Consider the following 21227-nt stretch of genomic DNA (forward strand, 5'->3'; position numbering starts at 1 on the left):
GGGCGGCGCTACTCCTGAACTACTGAATCAATGGACGGCTTCTCATCCTGATTGGTCACATCCTCAGTGGGCTGGTCACCAGACGCTTCAGGCGCGTCTGACGGAAGGGTTTCTTCACCAGACGCTTCCGGATCAGCCACCGGTTCCTGAGTTTCCGATTCCTCGGGGGCGGGGCTATCACCACCTTCAACAGGTGTTTCCGGCGAAACCGGCTCGGCGACCGAGCTGTCTCCGATACTGCGTTCTTCCTGCTCTACTGGAGCGGGCTCGGGCTTTGGTGCCAGATCAGTTTCCGCTGTCTTCTTGTCACCGAAACTCAGCGCACCAATAGTGGCCCCAACGGCTAAAGCCCCAAGTCCGATCGCAATGTATTTCAGTGTTTTCTTTCGATTGTCAGTGGGTGTGAACGCCCACTGGCTGCCCCGCAACATGCTGCTCATGCCTTCCTGAACATGTGCATAAACCACAACAGTCGTATTATCCTGTTTCGGTTTGCCTTTCGCCTCGACGGCATTCAGCAGATCCGAGGCCACACCACGCATGTCGCGACTTTTACCGCTTTGCAACACACCGGTGATCTCGGCTTGCGACAACGTATCAAGCCCGTCAGAACATACCAGTACGACATCACCGGGTTTCAGGTTGATCGCGTTGATATCCGTCAGTGAAATCCGATCTCCCATCAAGGCAGAGCGCAGTGCGTTGCGACGCGGATGGTTGTCAGCCTCGTCCTGAGTGATTTGACCAGACGCAACCATCTGCAAAAGCTCGCCGTAAAGCGAGTGATCAGCGTTGAGCTTTTTCAGCCGTCCGTCGCGTAGCAGAAACAAGCTGCTGTCTCCGACAGACAGCCAGACCAAACGGTCACCCAGTTTCAGGGCGGCAACAAGTGTACACCCCATGCCCTTGAGATCCGGTTGGCTGCCAATCTTGTGACGCAGAGCTTCATTGGCCGCGGTCAATGACTCCTGCAACCGGTCTCGAGGACGAGGGGCGTTCGAGCCTTCGATGAAATGGGATTTGAAGGTTGACAACGCCATGTTCGCGGCCACTTCGCCACCAGCGTGCCCCCCCATCCCGTCGGCGACCAGCATGAGGATATCTGATTTGGGGTCACGTTCATTCTGGAATACGATGTCAAACGCATCTTCCTGGTTCTCGCGCTGGCCCAGGCTTTGCTTGCCGCTGATAATTGTCATCTGAATTAGTCTTCAGAGGATTGGGCCAGTTCCGACCAGTCAAAATCCTCGTTACAGAAAGCAACAAAACGCACATGAGTCTGCTTGGACAATTCAATCAAAGCATAGTTCTCAAGCGGCATTGTCGTGGCGACGATCTGCCCGTTGATCCGACTGATATTGCGGCCTGTTCCGGGGGCTGCAAAGAATACCCGATTGGCGTCGTCAAAAATGATACGCAGATGATCCTTACCAGAAATCAACTTGTCACCAAAATCCAGTGACACACGCTCTCCTCCCTCGCGTCCCAGCGTGTTCATACCTGAACCCAGGTTTACAGACTGTCCCAGTCCGGGGCCCTTCACCACGACCAACCATCCTGTAATGGGATCAATCATTGGATCAAATTCGGCTTTTCCGGAAAAGCTCTTGGACATACCTCCGTGGTAGATCTGCGTCTTGTCAGATTCTACATATTCGGTCGGGGCTTCGCTGTAGGATGATCCGCCGATTGCATGTGTCGGTTCATTGTTCGAGGGAGCAAGGCTCTCGGTAAAACCGTCATCTCCTTCTATGTCCAGATCGTTCAACTCTTCGTCATCCTTATCGAACAACCAGCTAGTCTTGTTATCGTTACCCATTTTCATCACCTTTCCTGTTCAGATGATCTGGCGGATTAACCGCGGACCAGTTTCAGGCGCACGGGCCCAAGGCCCACAGTGTCACCCACATTTATTCTTTGCGCGCCTTTGATCTTGCGATCATTGACCAGCGTCCCGTTCAGACTATCCAGATCACTGAGTGTGAACTTGCCATCCAGCGATCCGCTCAGTTCCGCATGAACACGGGATACGCCGCTATCGGGAACGACCACGGCGTTAGTGCTGCTGCGGCCCAAAGTCGAACGCCCGGCGGGCACCGGAAACCGGTGTCCATTGTCAACACGCACAAGAAAGGCAACCGGAGGCGGTACATGCGCAGCCGTCGGTGCTGCGTCGCGGTTCGGCACTTCCTCAGCATTTGGGATATCCCCTAGTTCGATCTCTTCCAGATCATCATCAAAACCAGAGCCCCCGCGGCGCATCAGCAAGAACGCCAGCAAAAGTACCAGCAAAGCCAGAACACCGGCACCGACATAGACATACAAAGCCGGCAAGCCGAAAATCAGAGTTTCATCCACTTCCGGTTCAGCCGGTTCTTCCGTTTGCGCCGCCGCTACATTGACAGGCTGAAACTCTGCCGAGTAGCTCTTGGTCTGTGTCTGACCAGGTTGACCAACAACAGGTTCGATCATGTCAATCGTGATACGCGCTGGCGCCGCATCGCCTACGGGGACGATCAGGCCTGAGCCCTTGACCGAATTTCCATAAGTTCGAATGAAGCTTGAAACTACCGTGTTTGCTGTTTGTTGGTTCTGAAGAAACACTTCTTCCATTAGACCTTGTTGAGGATCGGTCAGGCGTTTCAAAACATCGATGCCGCGCGTGGTACGGGCATTCCCCTGTGCCCGCCAGAACATCCCAAGAGCTGAGACAGACACCCCTGCCTTTTCCGCAGCCGCTGAAATCTCTTCAACGGTGGCCAACCCTTCCTCGTCGCCGTCGGTGATCAGGATCAGGTTTTTCAACAGCACATCGTCCTGCTCGCTGAGCAATTCGATTGCCCGGGTCGAGTTTGCAACAAGGCGCGTGTTCTGTTCTTTGATTTCTAGAGATTTGACCACGTCTTCCGCGCGCGAGCGGCTGGTGGAGAATGGTGAGAGTTCGACAATATCGTTACCGAAACCGTAGATTGCAACTTTCTCATCTGGCGGCAGGTTCGTCACCACGCGCGATATAAGGTCCCTCTCGCGGCTCCAGCTGCGCACCCTGCCACTGCGATCCCCGACAGAAAGGTCAATCAGAACCATTGTAGCAGAGAGGGTCAGGTTACCGGGCAATTCGTCGACATCTTTGACGAACTCGAAATCAGCTTGCGTATCACCAAGGGATCGAAAGCTCATACCGCCGCGTTCGTTGCCTGACGGTACCCGCACCAGACAACTGTCTTCCGGTGCAGGTATTGCCGGAGCGCAATCCAGAATTGCAAGCCCGGTCGCAGGCGCACGCGTCTTACCGTCCTGCGCTTGGGCTGAGCTTGCAAAAACCAATGCAGCCGCAACCGCAATAAATGTGCGTGATATTCCGTAGGTCACGATCCCAAGACCCCCCTCAGGCAAGTTGTCCCGGTCGTCGCATGCGTCGACAAGCGCCGACCTGGCGTGTTTCTTATCAGATCGACAGCGCGCGATAGGCCGACTTAATCCGGTTCAGTTCGTTCCGTACAACAGACGGATCAGCGCCGCTTGATACGTCCCGTTCGACGGCCCCCAGTTGATTGTCCAAAGCCTGAACTTGCTGCAGTTTCACCGGGTCCGAAGCTGACGCTGCGCGGGCTTTGGCCCCTTGGGCTTTGACTTCCGCAATCTGCTGACGCAACGCGTTTATCTCGCTTTGATTGGCATTGCGCTGCGCCGCCAGCTGAGCGTTTCGCTGCTCAGCCGCCTTGTTCTGAGCAAGAATGGCATCCGCTTGCGCCTTGTTTTGCGCAATCTGGCGATCGTATTCCCCGGAATTCAGGTTAGCAATATTGTCGAAGAGAGTCGCGGTGGTTGGGTCCGTAGATCCTGTACATCCCGCAAGGGCGATCAATGAGACCAGCATTACCGGTTTTGAGAAACGAAAAAGATCAGAGGTCATGGTACACACTTACTATTGGAAAACCCGCGTCCGGTAACGAACGCGGGTCAAAGAAACTTAAAGAAGATTGATGGATGCCCGCGTCCGCGCCAGACGATTTTTGTTGCTGACGGCTGCATTCGTGGCTCCACCCAGACCAGGCTGGCCTTTGCTTGAGGCAGCACGCAACTCGGAAATCGTTCCATCCATGTTCTTTTCGCTGCGCTTTAGCTCATTCGAAACAACCTGGCGGTTTGACTTGATAGCCTTGACGCGTGCGTTGTACGCCGATTGAGAAACCTGGCCGCCATCCAGTTGACGACGAAGCGACTTCAGTTCCGCGTTTTGCGATGCCAGAACTGACCGCAGGTTTGCTTCGACCGAATTCAGTTGCTTACTGACGTTGGACAGATTGGCCAGAACAGCCTTGCTGTTGACGATTTCAACATTTTTGGCTGCCGCTTTCTTGCCGACCTGATTGCCGCCTACGCCGCCGATCAGGCCACCTGCTGCTGCACCAGCGGCACAATCGCTGCCACTGCCACCCAGCAACAATCCGATCCCACAACCAACGACTGCACCAGCCAGGGCACCCTGAATGGTATTGTTGACGATGATATCTTTTGAAACCTGATCCAGGCTTCGAACCTGCTTTTCAAGTTGCTTTTCCTGCTGCGTCTTGCCAGCGACTGCCGATGATGACGCAGATTGAATTGTTTCTTCTGTACAGGCTGAAAGTAGAAGAGAAAAAACCGCAAAAATAGAAATTGCTACTGAACGCATCAACAAACTCCGTACTCATAATTTTCTTCGTAGTTGATTATGAAGTCACATACTTTTTATTTTCAATCAACGATTCGCATGTGTGCAAGTGAAGAATGGTAATATCGTCTCACGTCGCCGAACACGTGAATTCCTTATTTATCAAACTCGAGATTTTCAATGAAATTACCCTTTGATATCAGAGATAAACTCTCACTCGCAAATGATATTTTTACCTTCCTTGGGCACCTCGGTGCCGGAGTTGGCGCATTTCTTGCGTTTCTCGGTATTACTTCCAATTTGACGAACAATACGTCCAGTATTGTGTTCAATGTTCAGGTTTCTTCACTGTCTTTACCTGTCCGCCTGACATTATTAGTTTTAGTCGCTGCGGCATTGGGATGGGGATTGGGTGCACTTGTCGGAAAGCTAAGTCAGCAAAGAAATGAGTCTCTTGGCTTTGCAGCTTATGTCGTCGCGCTTTTGTGGGGCGGCCTTATGGTGGGGGCCGCTGACTGGCTTTCTATTGCGCCCCACCAACAGGTCTTGCCGGAAGTCCTGTTATTCACTGTCACAGGAACGGGTCTTGCCGTGTGGGTCGCTGGATTCCATTTTCAAAGCGCCGGTGCAGGTGGGAGACGAGCACTGCGGATCAGGTGCGACGCGCTGTTCCTATTCTCGATCGGCGCGGCCCTTTTTATGGTGCTTACTTTGTTGGGGGCGCGGACATGAAGCTCAGTGGACCTCTGGATTCAAAAAACGCCGCGCGCCTGCTGAGCGCCGCCGCTGTCCTAGATTTTATGTTTCTGGGTTTTGTATTGGTCACTTTGGAACCTGTGTTGCGTCAGGAACTACGGTTGGGAAATACCGGTCTGGCCTTACCGGTAGGGCTTTATCTGATCCTGGTTCTTAGCTACTGGTTGATCTGCGAAGGTTTTCTTGGTGGGCACAGCCTGGGACGATATGCCTTACGTCTGAATATGCGCGACAAACGCGGCAATCCGGTATCTCATATGCGGCGTTCTACCCGCGCGTTGAAGAAGATCATGTCGTTTGGCTTAACCGGAGCAAATCCGAACGTCGCATCCCGGTATGACAGGGCCGCCGATGTGACATGGTACAGCCCGATGGCTCCCCGCGCCTTGGCCTTTTGGCAACTGGTTGTTCTGAACGGCCCGGATCGCGGCAAGTTTGTCGAATTTCGGAATGTTAAAGGCTTGTCTAACACACATCAGATCAAAATCGGACGTGACAAGAACTGGGCTGATCTTGCGCTTTCTCGCAGCGAAAGAACTTCGGGTCAGCATTGTGTTTTACGCGTAGAAAAAACGGGCGATCTTTTTATTCGTGATATGGGCTCAACGAACGGAACCTGGACAGGTGGACGGCGTGTCGGTCCTGAAAAATGGGTACCGTTGGCCGCGGATGGTCGGTTCCGTGTAGGAAATGTCCAGATTGCCACGGTCAGGTGACCAGTTCCAACGTACCGCGGGTTTTAGCATAGTTTGTTAGCTACAAATGCACGGCAGGTATTTCGGCTGGTTAATTCCCTAAATTTGACTTTGGAATTGGTTAGTCACTCAGGATTCCACGGTCATCAATTGCGATCCGGTTGCGACAAGACCTCGGTACAGGTTTCGGGCGGATCACCCTGACGTCATGGTAAATTTGTTTGACATCAGACTACCGGTATCTCATATTTCTGTCATGACAGAAACAACTGATTTATCCGAATCCTCGGCCCGTTCACAATTCATCCTCTATTGGGGTGATATGGGCAGCCAGTGGGGTGTGAACCGATCCGTAGCGCAGATACATGCGCTTTTGTACCTCAGCACTTCGCCCATGAATGCCGAAGAAATCGCAAACGAACTTGGCATCGCCCGGTCAAATGTTTCAAACTCGCTGAAAGAGCTGGCCGGATGGCGTTTGATCCACCGCGTGCCCGTCCCCGGTGATCGTCGCGAGCACTTCGCAGCCGAAACTGATGTCTGGAACATGGCCCTTCTGATTGCAAAAGGCCGCAAAGAGCGCGAGATCGACCCCGCGATGCGGGCGTTGGACATCTGCGTGCAACAAGCCTCGGACGAGGCTGATCTGTCCCCTGTCGTATTGGAGAGAATGCAAAATATGCAACAGTTCCTGACTACGGCCGACCAATGGTCCGAGCAAATGCTGTCGGTCCCCAAGTCCAAGCTTTCGGCTCTTATGAAGATGGGCGACAAGATCATCATGCTCCTCAAGATCGGGAGCAAGAAAGGCAAGTCGTAAAAAATTTTGAGAATGTATTTCTCTTTTTACAGAAGTAACAGCAACTACAGCATATGGTGTGATATGAAACTGAGCAATTTCTCTCCGCATGTTATGGACATGTCCGATCAAAGGTTTCGCAACTTGGTTGGCGCCGCAGCTTGGGCCGCCCTGCCCCATCAGGTCCGGGCGCGGTTCGGTCATTGCCTAGCGAACGGCGCCAGCGTGGTCTATCAGGGCAAAGTTGTAGCAATGCGGCTGACGCTGGCCGGGCAACTGCTGGCGCATCTGGCCCGTCTGATCGGCGGCCCCCTACCCTTTGATACATCCAGCGTGGATCAGCCCGCGATTGTCACCGTGACCGAGGATAGTTCCGTTAACGGACAGTTCTGGATCCGCCAGTATGGGCGCGCCGGAGGGTTTCCTCAAGTTATCCACAGCTCAAAACGGTTCTCTGGACCGACCGGGATCGAAGAATACATCGGCGCCGGTATCGGTATCGCTTTACGCGTTCAAGCAGACCGCACCGGCCTCCGCTTTCTCAGCGACCATTACTTCGTTCAATTGGGCGATAGGAAACTGCGCCTCCCGCGCTGGATTCGCCCTGGCGTTCTGACCATCACTCACACCGATCTTGGCGACGCGCGGTTTCTGTTTTCCCTAAGCCTTCATAGCCGCCTGTTCGGAGAGTTGATCCACCAGGACGCCATTTTTCACGACAGAAAGGATCCGACATGACTGACCCCCTGCTTTGGACATTGATTGCCCTTCAGATCTCGATGGGTGCATTCGACACGCTGGTGCACCATGAAGGCACCGAGCGGCTGGCCTGGCGCCCTTCGCAACAGACCGAACTGCGCCTGCATGGGGTCAGGAACGCGTTCTACGCCGTCATCTTCCTGTGCCTTGGATGGTTCGAACCCCACGGCACGTTTACCATTGCTCTGACCATAATCCTGGGCCTTGAGGTCCTGATTACCCTTTGGGATTTCGTTGAAGAGGACCTAACCCGCCGTCTCCCCTCCACGGAACGGGTCAATCACACTTTGCTGGCGCTGAATTATGGTGCGATCCTCGCGCTGGCTGCCCCATACCTTTGGACCTGGTCTGCCCTGCCGTCAGCGATGGTACCCGTCCATCACGGCGGTTGGAGCATCATGGCGACCCTTGCCGCGATTGGTGTGGCGCTGTTCAGCGCGCGCGATTTGGTGGCGGCCGCACGCAGCACGCGGTTGAATGCTGTCAACTCGGCCTCTCTGGTCGCGCAACTCGCGCCCCGACAACATCTGCTGATCACGGGTGGCACCGGTTTCATCGGGCAACGTCTGGTCGAAGCGCTGGTTGCTGGCGGCCACCACGTCACCGTCCTGACCCGCAATCTGCAAAAGGTCGACGCTTTGACCCATCCGGTACGCCTGATCGCCTCACTCAAGCAAATTGACAACACAGAGCGTTTTGACGCCATCGTCAATCTGGCGGGTGAGCCGGTGGCAAACGCGCATTGGACGCCTCGGAAACGCGCGCGCATCCTGGAGTCTCGGGTCAAGATGACGAAAGATTTGGTCGCACTGACCCGCAGGCTGGATCAAAAACCATCTTGCCTGATCACCGGCTCCGCCGTGGGCTGGTATGGGCTGCGGCAAGACGAGACCCTCACCGAAGACGACACGCACTGCCCCGCCTTCATCCATGAGGTGTGCGACACATGGGAGCGCGCCGCTGCGCCAGTCGTGGATATGGGCGTCCGGGTTGTGCAACTGCGTATCGGTCTGGTGCTGGGGGTTGAAGGCGGCATGCTGGCCCGAATGCTGACACCTTTCGAGTTTGGTGCCGGGTGTCAGCTGGGGAATGGACAACAGTGGATGCCCTGGATCGAACGGGATGATCTGATCCGCGTCATCGCATTCGCCATGTCGCATCCGGATATCAACGGCCCGCTCAACGCCACTGCTCCAAACCCGGTGCGCAACGCAGAGTTCACACAGGCTTTGGCAAGCGTATTGAACCGCCCTGCCCTGATACGTCTGCCTGCTTGGCTGATCACAAACGTCGCAGGGGATATGGGACGTGAAACGATACTGGGTGGCCAGCGTGTCATTCCGGCAAAACTGCTACGCAGCGGGTTCCGTTTCAATAGCCCCGAGCTGGCCCCCGCCCTTGCCAGGATCACGGGCGCTCGGGCCGCCTCAAACAGCGTCAGCCCTGAGAAACGCCGCGCCTGACCCGCGCCCGCTGCGCAACGCCGGGATCCAGACAAATCCCGGCGTTGTACGAGGCAAGGGTTGGTCGTGTTACGGCTTGGCTTGCTTGTTGGTGCACAGACCCAGAAGCGCATAGATCGGACAGAATTTCATGAATGCCGTCACCACAAACACAGCCCCAAGCCAACCCCAGGGGCCGATAGTACCGGTCAGTGCCAGAAGGATCAGCACACCACCGAGGATCAGGCGCAGAATCCGGTCGACAGAACCGACATTAGACGTGAATTGCATGGTCGAATCTCCTTGATTGTCTGGTCCAAGATTCACTGTTTTCCAAGCCATGTTATGTGACGAGGTCACACAACCCCCGTTCTTGCATGGTGGTGCAGGGCTGGGCGGTCCTGCAGATAAATCACACCTCGCTCAAGCCTGACCCACCCGCGATGTTCAAAATCCTTGAGAATACGGGACATGACTTCGCGTGCGCTGCCCAGTTCGGCCGCAATGCGCTGGTGCGTGATGCGGATATCGCCCGAAGGTGCGCCCTGATCCAAAAGCCACTGCGCCAATTTCAGGTCCATCCGGTTAAGTAGAAGATCATCGATAACCTCGGACAGCTCAACAATGCGTTGTGAAAACGCCATGAAAACCGCGCCCCGAAACTCGGCATCTGTAGCCAGCAACGTGTTGAACTTGTCCCGCCCAATGGCCAGCGCCGTCACCGGCCCCTCGGCATAACCGAACCCTGAATAGGGGATATCCGACAACATGCACGAGGTCGTCATAACGCAACTGTCGTACGGGCCAACCCGATAAAGAACGACGGTGCGTCCCGACGGGCTTGTTTGTTCCACCCGGACGATGCCCGAACGGACGATCAAAAACATCTCACCGTAAGCGCCCGGTGCAAACAGTTGGGATCCGTCTGGTATAGTCAGATTACTTCCTGCGGACTTGAGCCGGTCGAGAATGGCCTGGCTCCAGTTCTGTTGGGTCACCGCTTTACCTCCGTCTCACACTCACTCCCGGATTTTTAGCCTTGGGGACCTCGCGAGCAAACTCAATTTGCCTGCGACAAACCCACCCGCGCGGAACCAAAGTTGACAATTCTACTACGGTCTTAATAGCGGCGGCATCAGTGGAGATGGCGACTCTATTGGCCTGCCAGTTGGGCGAAGTGCTGAAATGGACGGAGTCCAGGGGAGATCTGCCCTTAGCGGATCATGTTTTCCAGTTTAATGGTCGTCAGGGCAAATGCGGTTGAAGCGAAGGATTTGATTGCCAGCATGGGTCTGGACCCTCTGTCGCTAAAACGCCGTTTTATTCGGTAGGCGCGGATTTGAAACAGAATCGAAACGAAGCGCTTCACGATGCGTTCGCGCCTACGGGTTGATTGATGTGTGCTTTCGGCTTGGTTGTTCTAGCCTTTGTGCGAGATGCGTCCATGCATCTCGCCTTTGCAGTTTACACAAATGGAAGTGGTAAGAAGTTACCGTGTCAGGTCACGTCAGATCGTCGACACGTGCGTCAGGTGCGTTCCGTTTGACGGAATCGATCCCATTATCCCGCCCTGAAGTGCTGGTATAGCTCTCGCTGGTGCCGATCACCTGACCGTTGCTGGCCTTCAAGTTGAACATATGACCGCCGGACTTGGTTTCCTTGCGCTCGTACCGACCGTCATCCGGCGCGTTCTTCTTGACTGACTCGATCCCGTTCGTGGCACTCGCCTTTTGAACATATCCTTCACTGGCCAGAATGATTTCACCATTCCCGGCTTTCAGACGAAACCGAAATTCACCAGCCTTGTCTTTATATATCTCGAACTTCCCGGCCATTTGACGCCTACTCCTCTGTTCTACTTTCGATTTTTTCAAATACATTCCTATAATTAAACATTCGTCTCAAGAAAAAAGATGAGGCGAGCAATCTACCCAGAGCAAGATACCGCCAAAGTCACAGGTAAGATCGAAATGGATGATCTGATGCTGGCTTCGGTTCCATTCGTTACACCTCGCCAGAACTGGCAGGATGCGAGCAAACCCGTCCTTTACCAAGGGACCTCAGCAACCACCTAGCGATCAGCTTCAGCCATCCGCGTTCTCCATCCCCCACGCCGCCAGCAGTTTCGGCAACGCTTCGTTCCAGTCCATCACGCCGACGGTTTCCGCCCAAGCCAGGTATTGGTGGATCATGTCTTTCTCAAGGGCGGCGTTGCGGCCCGCTAGGTCGGTCAGCTCGGTACGGTCGGCCTCGATGTCGTAAAGCTCCCAGGGGCGATCATGCAGTCGAACCAGCTTGAACTGGCCCAACCGGATGGCGGCATTGCCCTCGTGCTCCCAGAAGATCGGCTGCTCGCGCTGCCAGTCCTTGCCCTTCATAAGACCTAGCAGAGATTCCCCTTGCAACGGTTGGATATCATGACCGCCCACCTCTGTCTGATAGGCGCCTCCGGTGGCTTCCAGGATGGTCGGCAGAATATCGACCACATGGCAGGCTGCATGAGCCGTGCCGCGCGGTTCGAACCCATTTGGCCAATGGGCCACCAGTGGGGTGGAGATACCGCCCTCGTGGACATAATGCTTGTAAAGCCGGAACGGCGCATTGGAGACATTGGCCCACGGTTTGTCATAGCTCTGGAAGGTTTGGGCATCGCCGGGGCGCAGACCGGTCACATTGCCCATGGTGATCTGCTTGCCGTCATGGGTGCGGTCGGGATAGAACTTAGCCCAGCCGTCCTCGGCCATGAATTCGGCGCAGCCGCCGTTGTCTGACAGGAACAGGATCAGCGTGTTGTCGAACTGACCGAGCCGTTTCAGGGCCGCAACCAGCGTGCCGATCGACTGATCCATTCGGTCAACCATCGCCGCGTAGGTGGCCATCTTGCTGGCCTCCCAGTCCCGGTTCTGTTCCTGCTCCCAACCATGTACAGTGCTGTCGCGGGGCGAGATGTCCCAGCCGCGCTGGAACACACCCTGACTGTTCATGGTTTCATGGCGCGCGGTGCGAATATGGTCCCAGCCTTTTGAATAGACCCCATCGTATTTTGCGATGTCCTCAGGGTGGGCGTGCAACGGCCAGTGCGGCGCTGTGTGGGCTAGGTAAAGGAAGAAGGGTTTTTCTTCCGCCACAGCGCTTTCGATCATACCAATAGCCTTTTGGGTGATGGCGTCGGTGAAGTAGAAGTCATCGGGGAAGGTTTCGACCCGACTGTCATCCTCCAGCATGTAATGCGGCGAAAAGAAATGTGTGGCCCCATCCATGATCCCGTAAAACCGGTCAAAGCCGCGTTGGCGCGGGGTTGGGTGTTCGACGTCGCCAACCCGCCAACTGTCCACCTTACGGGCTTCAAAATCGCCCGCCACATGCCATTTCCCCGACATCAGCGTGGCATAACCGCTGGCGCGCAGATGCTCGGCAATCGTGGCACTGTCATTGCGCAGGAAGCCCTGATAGGCAGGGGTGCCCAGATTGGCGCCCATGTGGCCAACGCCTGCATTATGCGGATAAAGCCCGGTCAGAAGCGAAGCACGGGTGGGGCAGCAGCGGGCGCAGTTGTACATCGCCGACAGCATAACGCCGCCCCGCGCAAGGGCGTCGATGTTGGGGGTCTGGATTTCAGAACCGGTGCAGCCAAGATCGGCAAATCCCATGTCGTCCGCAAGGATCAGGATGACATTGGGCCGGCTGGTTGCTGCCTGTGAGTTGAGGTGGGTCATTGCGATACTTTCGCTAAGGTCAGGCCGCAGCAGCGGGCGCGAGGGGCACGCCCTCAACAGTGACACGATGCATCAGGCGGCGGAAGCCGTGATAATCATTGATCGCCTTATGCCAGGTGGCGCGGTTGTCCCACATGGTAATGTCACCGGCCTGCCAGCGCACACGGCATTGGAACTCGGGTTGCTGGCAATGGGCATAGAGCATGGCCAGAAGCGCCTCAGACTCAGCCGGGGCCAAACCCTCGATACGGGTTGTGAAGACCGGGTTCACAAAAAGGCCACGCCGTCGGCTCAGGGGATGCGTGATAACGACCGGATGCCGGGCGTCCTGGATTGCGGCCTCTGCATTGCCCAGACGTCCTGACTTTACTGCCTCGCTATCCATTACGGCAGCGCCGAACACATGCCGCGAGGAATGCACGGCCGTCAGCTCGCCGAGAAACCGGCGCATCGGGGCCGAAAGCGCCTCGTAGGCGGCCCCCATTGAGACAAACAGCGTATCGCCGCCGTAAGGCGGCATTTCGATCGCATGCAAAATCGAGCCCATCGCCGGTTCCTGATCGTAGGAATGATCGGTATGCCAACCTTCTCCAACGGCTTCTTTCTGGTTCTTCTCTTTCAGCACCATGGCGATCTCGGGGTGCCCTTTGACCGGCTTGAAGAACCGGTTCACGTTGACCGGCCCGAAACGGCGGGCAAAGGCGAGGTGATCTTCCGGGCCCACATCCTGCCCCCTCAGCACAATCACCGAGTATTTGGCAAATGCGCGCTGAATGGCGTCAAAATCTGCATCGCTGCGGACATCCGCACCCAGAATTTCGGCACCCAGCCCCCCCGTCAGAGGAAGAATCTCCATGTGAGTCTCCTGTTTGTCCCAAAAGCAGCATAGGGCTTGTCAAAAGGTCGGTAAAACTGATTTAATACACCTCAAAAGTCAGTTTTTTAGATGATTAATTTCACCCTTCGCCAACTCGCCTACCTGTCAGAAACCGCCCGGCGGGGCGGTATTGCCCAGGCTGCTCGGCAATTGAATGTTTCTCCCGCCGCGATTGCCTCAGCGGTGGACAAACTGGAGGCGACCACCGGCCTGACCCTGTTCGACCGCTTTCCGGCGCAAGGTATGCGGCTGACGCCTGCGGGAAAGGAGTTTTTCGCCCAGGCTGAGGCGCTGCTGGCGCAGGCCGCGGCGCTGGACAGGCAGGCCGAGAACCTGGCGTCAGGACGCACTGGCAGGATCCACATCGGCACTCATCACGCACTGGCACAGCGCATCGTCCTGCCTGCGGTGCTTGCCTTCCGCGAAAGCTACCCAGACGTTCGTGTCGAGGTGAAGGAAGCGGATTATCCGACCTTGGTGGACGCACTGGATGGTGGCGAAGTGGATGCGCTGGTGGTTTTTGACCAGGGGTTCGATCTCAAGCGGCATGAGGCAGAAGTGCTGCTGGAGCTGCCGCCCCTGGTTCTGCTGTCAGGCGAACACCCTTTGGCAGCAAAAGCCCGGATCAGCCTGTCCGACCTGATCGGACTGCCCTATATCGCTGTATCACCAGCCGGGCCTGGCCCTAGCTATCTTCAACTGCTGCAGGCCGCAGGCGTTCACCCCGAAGTGCCATTCCAATCCCAATCACGCGAGCTTGTTCAGGCCTACGTCGGCAAGGGGTTCGGCTTCACCCTGGCAGGCTTCCCGCCCAAGCAGGATCGCACGATTGAAGGCGACCCCATCGTTGCGCGACCGCTCGAGGAAAGCATCGGACACTACAGGGTGGTGATTGCCCGCTCTCGCCAAGCAGTGCAGACAGCGTTGATTGACCGGTTTCTAGAGATTTGCAGGTCGCCGATCTCTGTGCCTGGCCTTGCAGGTAAACCGTTGAATGAAAAGGCCAGTACATCTCGTTAGCGAATCCTGAAACAAGGCAGTTGATGCTGCCGTGCGGGTCATGGAACCTGCGGTTCGCTGCATGAGCAAACTCCTACTCTTTCCGAGCTCGGGAATATCGGGACTTTTGCCTGGCGTCGCATTGAGAACAGACACGCATTTGGCGACAGTTCTTCATGATGGGATGACCTCAGCTGATTCCACACCTCAATCCACGGATCGCACCCTTGCGGGCGTTGCACTGATGCTTGGATTTTGCCTGACTGCTCCCTTGCTGGATGTAGCTGCCAAGCTCGCATCGGCCAGTGTGCCAGTTGGGCAGATAACGGCCGCCCGCTTTGTATTGCAATGTGCGTTGATGGGACCGTTTGTCTGGAAAATGGGACTGTCATTGCGTGTCGCGAGCGGTGAATTGATGGTACTTGTATTCCGCTCAATACTTTTGCTGTTCGCGACTTTTTGTTTCATTACGGCTATCCGAGTGATGCCGCTTGCTGATGCCCTCGCCATCGTGTTTGTGGCACCGTTCATTGTCTTGCTGGTCGGCAAGTTTTACCTTGGTGAAGATGTCGGTCCTCGTCGCGTCGGGGCAGCTCTTGTAGGGTTTGTCGGCGTATTGTTCGTCATCCAACCCAGCTTCGCGGCTTTCGGCGCGGTGGCAATTATTCCTCTCGGTACGGCTGTTGCTTTCGCTTTCTACATTCTTGTGACGCGGGGCTTGTCGCGACGGATGCACCCGGTGGCTCTGCAATTTCACACTGGCCTGGTTGCCAGTCTGTTTTGCATTCCAATCTTATTGGTTGCGCAAGGTTCTGGCTCCGAACTTTTCGATCCCGTTTGGCCGACAGACATTGCACTGTTGTGGCTTCTTGGGACCGGTTTTTTTGCGACGGTAAGCCACATGATGATGACTTATGCGCTGTCATTTGCCCCGTCTGCCACATTGGCTCCTTTGCAGTATTTTGAGCTGCCGGTAGCAACCTTGTTTGGCTACCTTGTCTTCAATGACTTTCCGAACAGGCTTAGCCTGCTTGGCATTGCCATCATCATCGGTGCAGGTCTGTACATGATACATCGCGAAAGAGTTACTGCCAGACAGTTGATCACAGCGCGCGCAGCACCTCCAATCTAAGATTGCACGTGATTGCAACCTTGTGCAGACCTTGATGGATCGAGCGGCCCCTGCCAGGTTCCCTTCTGTGCTCAAAGGGTGTTCCACCATTGGATTTCCTGGTCGGGTCGCCTTTTCATACAGCAATGTCGGAAGCAGTGAATTCTTACGCATAGCTTCCCAAGTAAAGTGCTTTCGACAACCAAACTCATCAGGTGTTGAAACTGACCAGCGGAGCCGACCCTGGACAGTTTTCAAACAGCAGATTTGGCCGAAGGGGCACGAAAGTGGCGCACCTACTCGATTCGTTTCAATTGAAACACCTAACTTTGCGCAACCGCATCGTCAGCACGTCCCATGCGCCGAATTTTGTTGAAGATGGCCATCCCCGGGACCGCTACAGGTTGTATCACGAGGAAAAGGCAAAGGGCGGGGTTGCCCTGACCATGGTCGGTGGGTCGACCAATATCGCCCCTGATAGCCCATCGGTGTTCGGCCAGCTTTATGCCGGTGATGACAGCGTCATTCCATGGTTTCGGAAACTAACGGATGGCGTTCACGAACATGGTGCCGCGATCATGTGTCAGATCACTCATATGGGGCGCCGCACTGCATGGGATGATGGCCATTGGCTGCCTGTCATAGCTCCGTCCAGTATCCGCGAACGTGCACATCGTGCCTTTCCCAAGGCCATGGAACAAGAAGACATCAACCGCGTGATTGACGATTTCGCAGCCGCTGCGCGTCGCTGTCAGCAAGGAGGATTCGACGGGATCGAGCTCCTGTCCCACTCACACCTTCTGGGGCAATTCCTGTCCCCGCTGACAAACAAGCGCGACGATGACTATGGTGGAACGCTGGAGAACCGCATGCGCCTGACCTTGCAGGTGCTCGACGCCGTGCGCGCCGAAGTCGGCGCTGATTTCATCCTGTCGATGCGCATCACCGGCGATGAACTGAAAGAAGGTGGGCTGAGCGCTGAAGAATGCATTGCCGCAGCCAGGATGCTGGAAAAATCCAGCGATGTCGACCTGCTCAACATCCTCGCCGGCGCGCCCTATGATGATCTGGGTTTGGCTGAATGGGTGCGCCCCATGGGCCTGCCGGCGGCACCGCATATCACCGTGGCCGGGCGCATCCGTGATGCCGTCGATTTGCCTATCCTGCACGCAGGAGGGATTGCGGATATTGCCACGGCCCGCCACGCGGTCTCCGGCGGCCATGTCGATCTGGTGGGCATGACCCGCGCACAGATGGCAGATCCCTATCTGGTAGAAAAACTCGCGCGGGGGGAAGAAGAACGCATCCGCCCCTGTGTCGGCTTGGGCTACTGCGTGGACCGGGTCAATCAGGGCAAACCTGCCGTTTGCGGACACAATGCCGCCACGGGGCGTGAGCAGACCTTGCCTCATATCATCGCCTACAGCGACACCCGAAAGAAAGTTGTTGTCGTCGGCGGCGGGCCCGGCGGACTGGAGGCCGCACGGGTCTGCACCCTGCGCGGTCACGAAGTCGTGCTGTTCGAGGCGTCGGATCGGCTGGGCGGGCAGTTGGTTCTGGCCTCTAAAGGGAGAACGCGCAGACAGGTCTGGGGCGTAGCTGACTGGTTGATTTCCGAAGTGACTTTGCTTGGAATCGATATCCGCTTGAACACCTATGCCGAAGCCGATGACGTGATATCCGAAGCCCCCGATTTGGTGATCGTTGCAACAGGCGGCTGGCCCGAAACCACAGTTATCCCGGGCGGCGACCTGGCGATTTCCAGTTGGGACGTGTTGTCGGGAGAGGCACGTGTCTCGGGCGAGGTGCTGTTGTTCGATGAAGTCGGTGACCACCCTGCGGCTGTAACTGCCGACGCGCTGGCGGGCAATGGTTGCAGTGTAAATCTTGTAACCCCGGACCGGGCACTTCTGCATGACCTTGGCCCAACGACCTCTGCCGTCGCCTTACGCGATCTGGCCGCCAATGGAGTTACCTTCACCTGCCTGCAGGAGCTCACCTCCCTGGTCCGCGAAGGCGATCGAGTTCGCGCCAGCTTTCGTCATGTGTTAACGGGGAATGTCACTGAACGTCTTGTTGATCACGTAGTCGTAGAACATGGCCTGTCCCCGATGGACGGACTTTTTCACGATCTCAAACCAAGCTCGCGGAACCACGGGCAGGTTGAACACAAGGCGCTTATTGGTGGGACATTTCCATTCGTTGACACCAATCTAAGCGGCCGTTTCCATTTGGCCCGAATTGGCGACGCAGTTACAAGCCGAAATATACACGCCGCAATTCTCGATGCATTGCGAATATGTGTAACTGTCTGAAAGAAATTTCACTTCTTTGCTGACCAATGGAGGAAGCCAAGACGCTTTATCAGGCGGCGCAACAACCGTTTTGCGGCCCGCTTGTCCCGCCTGGGTTGGAGTATTTCGTTCAGCACGATGCCATGCAGATCGACCGCGCGCCAAAGCCAATACCTGCGACCAGCGATTTTCACGACAACTTCATCGAGATGCCAGACATCACCAGGACGGTCCTGACTTAGTCGCAAGTTTCGAGCCATCATCGGTCCGAACTTGATCACCCAACGCCGGACAGTCTCGTAAGAAACGTCGATCCCGCGCGCTAGCAGCATCTCTTCAACTTCGCGAAGGCTCAAATTGAAGCGGAAATACAGCCACACAGCCTGGGCAATGATCTGAGGAGGAAATCGGTGACGCTTGTAGCTGATGGACGATGAATTCATCGATGCGATCTATGTCCAAATCCAGACACGAGCAACCGATCTCGGGTTAACCTGACAACACCCCTGTCATTCTGCCCCCAGTCGGAACAGACGCCATCTAGGCATCGGTAACGCCTTGACAATTTAAGTTAACATTTTTTTTGGAATCGTTAACAATGTTTGTTAACAATTTATATCGTCAAGGGAGATCACATGGAAATTCTAGTTGTAAACCCCAACTCTACTGAATCGATGACACGCAAGATCATCACGTCCGCCCAGGCGGCCGCGAGTGCCGGTGTCGTGATCAGAGGCGCTACCGCGCAAGGCGCACCGGCGAGTATCGAAGGGCATTTCGACGAAGCGATGTCAGTTCCCGGCCTTCTGTCCTGCGTGCAAGCCGCAGAAGACCAGCAGGTCGATGGCATTGTCGTTGCTTGTTTCGATGATCCCGGTATCGGCGCTTGCCGCGAGATCGCGACGGGCCCTGTCATCGGAATCTGCGAAGCTGCGGTGAAGGCGGCGAGCATGCTTGCCACCTCGTTCTCGGTCGTCACCACTTTGCCGCGGTCAGTGCCCATCATCGAACACATGATCCATGGCTATGGCCTGTCGCATCAATGCCGGCGGGTTCGGTCAGCAGAGATCCCTGTTTTGGCCTTGGAAGAGCCCGGCTCGAACGCGCGCGAAAAGATCCGCGAGGAAATCCTGCGCGCGATTGAGGAAGATCGTTGCGAAGCAATTGTTCTGGGATGTGCGGGGATGGCCGATTTGACCGCGTGGCTCAGCGAAGAGACCGGCATTCCTGTGATCGATGGCGTGAGCGTGGCAACCCGCATGATCGAAGCGCTGGTCGGTTGCGGCCTAAAGACCAGCAAAATCAATGCCTACGCCCGGCCAAAACTAAAATAACCTGTCATCGGAGGAGAAAATGACAATCAAATCAGACACGGCCGACACGGTCGCTATGTCGCACGACGATCACGTAACCCATATCGAACACAAGGCGATCGGGGAAGAGAGCCTGGCACCGCAAGAGACGCGGATCATGGACCCGTGGTCCTATCTTTTCGCGTGGCTTGGCGGATGTGTTTCCATCGGAACATTTACTATCGGGTCGGGCTTGGTCGGTACGCTGAACCTCCTGCAGACCTTTGTCGCTATCGCCATCGGCTGCACGGTGATCGGGCTCGCGCTAATGATCAACGGTCAGGCCGGTCACAAATATGGCATTCCGTTCATGGTACAGGCCCGGTCCGCCTTTGGCTTTGCGGGCACTCGGATTCCGGCGCTGGTGCGTTCGGTTCCCGCTATCGTCTGGTTCGGGTTCCAGAGTTGGATCGGCGCGGGCGCACTCAACCTCGTGTCGGAAACGCTCCTCGGTTATTCGAACATGTGGGCGTTCTTTATCGGCTTCCAGTTCCTTCAGATCGGTCTTTCGGTGCTTGGGTTTCACGGGATCAAGTGGCTCGAGAATATCGGATCGATCTTCATCATCGCGTCGCTGATCTACATGTTCTTTAGCGTCATCAACAAATACGGCGAAGAAATCTCGACCAATCTGGTAAATGTCGAGGGCACCTGGGGTGCACCGTTCTGGGGGGCAACCATGCTCTTCCTTGGGATCTACAGTACGATGATGCTGAACGTATCGGACTATTCGCGCGAATTGCGTCGGAGCGTTGGGCCGCTAAGGCAGGTCGCGATCTATGCCAATTCGATCCTGCCGGCGACACTTTTTATGGGCCTCATTGGGCTGATGGTGTCCGGTGCTACCGGTGAAGTTGATCCAATCAAGGTGTTTTCGAGCGCTGTCGACAACAAGCTGCTGCTGGTCGTAACGCTCCTGTTCATTGCTTTTGCTCAGGTCACAACGAACATCCTGAACAACGTCGTCCCTCCCGCCTATGCGCTGATGGATGTCTTCAAGATCAAATTCAAAACCTCTGCAGTGATCGTCGGCTTGCTCGCCTTCTGCACTTTCCCGTGGGAACTTGTAAAAGATGAGTCCGCGGCAGGCCTGAGCATTTTCATTCAGACCTACTCGGCTTTCCTAGGTCCCATCTTCGCGATCCTTGTCGTCGATTACTTCGTGCTGCGCAAACAGACGCTTGATCTTGACAAGCTCTATGATCCGGAAGGCCCCTATAACGGCGTGAACTGGGCTGCCGTGATCGCCATGGGTGTCGGAGTTGTCGCGGCCCTGATCTTTTCGGGGATCTCCTGGTACGCAAGTCTGATCCCGGCGGGTCTGACCTACTACGTGCTGATGCACCACCTGCCGAGCGCGAAAAGGTTTCTCGACGCATAGTCGATGACCCATCCGCCAAAAGAAGGCTCGCGTCATTGCGGGCCTTCTTTCTTAGGCATTTACTGCTCGCCGCCATCAAAAAACAGTCACGTACCGGGTAGCTAATAAGCGCCTTGGCCTAAACGACGCGCCCGGCCCTAGGCTGCCGTTGGCTGCCTGTTGGTGATGCTGCGACGCATCCCGTCGTATCTGCCATTCGCTGCGAGAGAGAAAACTTGGACGCTAAGAACGCACATACTTCAGCGTTATTGCAATTTGACATTATCTCACGTGCTTCGTTGAGAATAACTAACCAACAAAAAAGTTCAGACACACAACAACGATGACCGCGCCGCGACGGAGCTGTTGATATTTGCTCGAACACGGATGAGCATTGACACAAGAAACTG

21 protein-coding genes and 1 pseudogene are annotated in these 21227 nt (G+C 55.7%); 11 read left to right on the top strand and 11 right to left on the bottom strand.

The genetic code is table 11. The features are described from left to right. Window positions 1–8: 8 nt before the first annotated feature. From ACR0BZ_RS11065 to ACR0BZ_RS11085, 5 genes are read right to left on the bottom strand one after another with little or no spacing between them, the layout of a single operon-like run. Complete coding sequence (locus ACR0BZ_RS11065) at window positions 9–1199, bottom strand: PP2C family protein-serine/threonine phosphatase (protein ID WP_480920198.1); 1191 nt, start codon at window positions 1197–1199, stop codon at window positions 9–11. 5 nt (window positions 1200–1204) lie between these two features. Beyond that, entirely contained in the window at window positions 1205–1819 is a 615-nt protein-coding gene (locus ACR0BZ_RS11070) for an FHA domain-containing protein (protein ID WP_480483542.1), read from the bottom strand. 35 nt (window positions 1820–1854) lie between these two features. Further along, the gene (locus ACR0BZ_RS11075; protein ID WP_480920199.1) at window positions 1855–3396 is read right to left on the bottom strand and encodes an FHA domain-containing protein; all 1542 of its coding nucleotides are present in this window, start codon (window positions 3394–3396) and stop codon (window positions 1855–1857) included. Window positions 3397–3448: 52 nt separating this feature from the next. Then, a complete protein-coding gene (locus ACR0BZ_RS11080) occupies window positions 3449–3916 on the bottom strand; it encodes a hypothetical protein (protein ID WP_480483546.1) in 468 nt (155 codons plus the stop codon). 57 nt (window positions 3917–3973) lie between these two features. Further along, the gene (locus ACR0BZ_RS11085; protein ID WP_480483548.1) at window positions 3974–4678 is read right to left on the bottom strand and encodes a hypothetical protein; all 705 of its coding nucleotides are present in this window, start codon (window positions 4676–4678) and stop codon (window positions 3974–3976) included. 159 nt (window positions 4679–4837) lie between these two features. Between ACR0BZ_RS11085 and ACR0BZ_RS11090 the strand changes: the two genes are divergently transcribed. The 5 genes from ACR0BZ_RS11090 to ACR0BZ_RS11110 all read left to right on the top strand — a co-directional run bounded on the left by ACR0BZ_RS11090 (window position 4838) and on the right by ACR0BZ_RS11110 (window position 9129). Continuing rightward, window positions 4838–5389, top strand: coding sequence for a hypothetical protein (locus tag ACR0BZ_RS11090; protein WP_480483550.1), 552 nt, complete (start codon window positions 4838–4840; stop codon window positions 5387–5389). Next, complete coding sequence (locus ACR0BZ_RS11095; protein ID WP_480483552.1) at window positions 5386–6129, top strand: FHA domain-containing protein; 744 nt, start codon at window positions 5386–5388, stop codon at window positions 6127–6129. The genes ACR0BZ_RS11090 and ACR0BZ_RS11095 overlap by 4 nt, the downstream gene beginning before the upstream one ends. A 235-nt stretch (window positions 6130–6364) precedes the next feature. Beyond that, a complete protein-coding gene (locus ACR0BZ_RS11100; protein WP_480483554.1) occupies window positions 6365–6928 on the top strand; it encodes a GbsR/MarR family transcriptional regulator in 564 nt (187 codons plus the stop codon). A gap of 63 nt (window positions 6929–6991) precedes the next feature. Then, complete coding sequence (locus tag ACR0BZ_RS11105) at window positions 6992–7645, top strand: DUF4166 domain-containing protein (protein ID WP_480920200.1); 654 nt, start codon at window positions 6992–6994, stop codon at window positions 7643–7645. Then, on the top strand, window positions 7642–9129 hold the full coding sequence (locus ACR0BZ_RS11110) for a TIGR01777 family oxidoreductase (RefSeq protein WP_480920201.1): 1488 nt from the start codon (window positions 7642–7644) through the stop codon (window positions 9127–9129). Before ACR0BZ_RS11105 ends, ACR0BZ_RS11110 begins: the two co-directional genes overlap by 4 nt. A gap of 69 nt (window positions 9130–9198) precedes the next feature. On the opposite strand, the gene ACR0BZ_RS11115 is transcribed toward ACR0BZ_RS11110, so the two are convergent. The 3 genes from ACR0BZ_RS11115 to ACR0BZ_RS11125 form a co-directional block, all read right to left on the bottom strand. Next, window positions 9199–9399: a YgaP family membrane protein gene (locus ACR0BZ_RS11115; RefSeq protein WP_480483558.1), complete on the bottom strand. Its 201-nt coding sequence runs from the start codon at window positions 9397–9399 to the stop codon at window positions 9199–9201. A gap of 65 nt (window positions 9400–9464) precedes the next feature. Next, complete coding sequence (locus ACR0BZ_RS11120) at window positions 9465–10106, bottom strand: Crp/Fnr family transcriptional regulator (protein ID WP_480871234.1); 642 nt, start codon at window positions 10104–10106, stop codon at window positions 9465–9467. Between the two features lie 504 nt (window positions 10107–10610). Then, window positions 10611–10943, bottom strand: coding sequence for a YegP family protein (locus ACR0BZ_RS11125; protein WP_480483560.1), 333 nt, complete (start codon window positions 10941–10943; stop codon window positions 10611–10613). 78 nt (window positions 10944–11021) lie between these two features. Here ACR0BZ_RS11125 and ACR0BZ_RS11130 point away from each other — a divergent pair, with 78 nt between their 5' ends. Further along, window positions 11022–11183, top strand: a complete 162-nt coding sequence (locus tag ACR0BZ_RS11130) for a hypothetical protein (protein ID WP_480920202.1) — start codon at window positions 11022–11024, stop codon at window positions 11181–11183. A gap of 9 nt (window positions 11184–11192) precedes the next feature. On the opposite strand, the gene ACR0BZ_RS11135 is transcribed toward ACR0BZ_RS11130, so the two are convergent. Continuing rightward, window positions 11193–12824: an arylsulfatase gene (locus ACR0BZ_RS11135; protein ID WP_480920203.1), complete on the bottom strand. Its 1632-nt coding sequence runs from the start codon at window positions 12822–12824 to the stop codon at window positions 11193–11195. A 19-nt stretch (window positions 12825–12843) separates the two neighbouring features. Next, window positions 12844–13680 carry a TauD/TfdA dioxygenase family protein gene (locus ACR0BZ_RS11140; RefSeq protein WP_480483563.1) on the bottom strand — a complete coding sequence of 279 codons (837 nt, stop codon included), beginning with the start codon at window positions 13678–13680 and terminating at the stop codon, window positions 12844–12846. Window positions 13681–13770: 90 nt separating this feature from the next. Here ACR0BZ_RS11140 and ACR0BZ_RS11145 point away from each other — a divergent pair, with 90 nt between their 5' ends. The 3 genes from ACR0BZ_RS11145 (at window position 13771) to ACR0BZ_RS11155 (ending at window position 18126) form a co-directional block, all read left to right on the top strand. After that, a complete protein-coding gene (locus tag ACR0BZ_RS11145; RefSeq protein ID WP_480920204.1) occupies window positions 13771–14721 on the top strand; it encodes a LysR family transcriptional regulator in 951 nt (316 codons plus the stop codon). A 163-nt stretch (window positions 14722–14884) separates the two neighbouring features. Beyond that, window positions 14885–15832, top strand: a complete 948-nt coding sequence (locus tag ACR0BZ_RS11150; RefSeq protein WP_480920216.1) for a DMT family transporter — start codon at window positions 14885–14887, stop codon at window positions 15830–15832. 266 nt (window positions 15833–16098) lie between these two features. After that, window positions 16099–18126 carry an oxidoreductase gene (locus ACR0BZ_RS11155; protein ID WP_480920205.1) on the top strand — a complete coding sequence of 676 codons (2028 nt, stop codon included), beginning with the start codon at window positions 16099–16101 and terminating at the stop codon, window positions 18124–18126. A gap of 35 nt (window positions 18127–18161) precedes the next feature. Here ACR0BZ_RS11155 and ACR0BZ_RS11160 read toward each other — a convergent pair. After that, window positions 18162–18548: pseudogene (locus ACR0BZ_RS11160) on the bottom strand (IS6 family transposase); the annotation flags it as partial. A gap of 192 nt (window positions 18549–18740) precedes the next feature. Between ACR0BZ_RS11160 and ACR0BZ_RS11165 the strand changes: the two are divergent. Together ACR0BZ_RS11165 and ACR0BZ_RS11170 are read left to right on the top strand one after the other, a co-directional pair. Then, a complete protein-coding gene (locus ACR0BZ_RS11165; RefSeq protein ID WP_480483566.1) occupies window positions 18741–19439 on the top strand; it encodes an aspartate/glutamate racemase family protein in 699 nt (232 codons plus the stop codon). 19 nt (window positions 19440–19458) lie between these two features. Next, window positions 19459–20838, top strand: coding sequence for an NCS1 family transporter (locus tag ACR0BZ_RS11170; protein ID WP_480483567.1), 1380 nt, complete (start codon window positions 19459–19461; stop codon window positions 20836–20838). The last annotated feature ends 389 nt before the right edge of the window (window positions 20839–21227 follow it).

It is taken from the genome of Ruegeria sp. P8 (genome assembly GCF_056534665.1).

Bases quoted from the DNA above. Each gene is read 5' to 3' on its own strand.
- ACR0BZ_RS11170 (WP_480483567.1), top strand. From the start codon at position 19,459: ATGACAATCAAATCAGACACGGCCGACACGGTCGCTATGTCGCACGAC.
- ACR0BZ_RS11150 (WP_480920216.1), top strand. From the start codon at position 14,885: ATGACCTCAGCTGATTCCACACCTCAATCCACGGATCGCACCCTTGCG.
- ACR0BZ_RS11140 (WP_480483563.1), bottom strand. From the start codon at position 13,680: ATGGAGATTCTTCCTCTGACGGGGGGGCTGGGTGCCGAAATTCTGGGT.
- ACR0BZ_RS11095 (WP_480483552.1), top strand. From the start codon at position 5,386: ATGAAGCTCAGTGGACCTCTGGATTCAAAAAACGCCGCGCGCCTGCTG.
- ACR0BZ_RS11165 (WP_480483566.1), top strand. From the start codon at position 18,741: ATGGAAATTCTAGTTGTAAACCCCAACTCTACTGAATCGATGACACGC.
- ACR0BZ_RS11070 (WP_480483542.1), bottom strand. From the start codon at position 1,819: ATGGGTAACGATAACAAGACTAGCTGGTTGTTCGATAAGGATGACGAA.
- ACR0BZ_RS11090 (WP_480483550.1), top strand. From the start codon at position 4,838: ATGAAATTACCCTTTGATATCAGAGATAAACTCTCACTCGCAAATGAT.
- ACR0BZ_RS11110 (WP_480920201.1), top strand. From the start codon at position 7,642: ATGACTGACCCCCTGCTTTGGACATTGATTGCCCTTCAGATCTCGATG.
- ACR0BZ_RS11080 (WP_480483546.1), bottom strand. From the start codon at position 3,916: ATGACCTCTGATCTTTTTCGTTTCTCAAAACCGGTAATGCTGGTCTCA.
- ACR0BZ_RS11130 (WP_480920202.1), top strand. From the start codon at position 11,022: ATGAGGCGAGCAATCTACCCAGAGCAAGATACCGCCAAAGTCACAGGT.
- ACR0BZ_RS11135 (WP_480920203.1), bottom strand. From the start codon at position 12,824: ATGACCCACCTCAACTCACAGGCAGCAACCAGCCGGCCCAATGTCATC.
- ACR0BZ_RS11100 (WP_480483554.1), top strand. From the start codon at position 6,365: ATGACAGAAACAACTGATTTATCCGAATCCTCGGCCCGTTCACAATTC.
- ACR0BZ_RS11115 (WP_480483558.1), bottom strand. From the start codon at position 9,399: ATGCAATTCACGTCTAATGTCGGTTCTGTCGACCGGATTCTGCGCCTG.
- ACR0BZ_RS11105 (WP_480920200.1), top strand. From the start codon at position 6,992: ATGAAACTGAGCAATTTCTCTCCGCATGTTATGGACATGTCCGATCAA.
- ACR0BZ_RS11145 (WP_480920204.1), top strand. From the start codon at position 13,771: ATGATTAATTTCACCCTTCGCCAACTCGCCTACCTGTCAGAAACCGCC.
- ACR0BZ_RS11065 (WP_480920198.1), bottom strand. From the start codon at position 1,199: ATGACAATTATCAGCGGCAAGCAAAGCCTGGGCCAGCGCGAGAACCAG.
- ACR0BZ_RS11085 (WP_480483548.1), bottom strand. From the start codon at position 4,678: ATGCGTTCAGTAGCAATTTCTATTTTTGCGGTTTTTTCTCTTCTACTT.
- ACR0BZ_RS11125 (WP_480483560.1), bottom strand. From the start codon at position 10,943: ATGGCCGGGAAGTTCGAGATATATAAAGACAAGGCTGGTGAATTTCGG.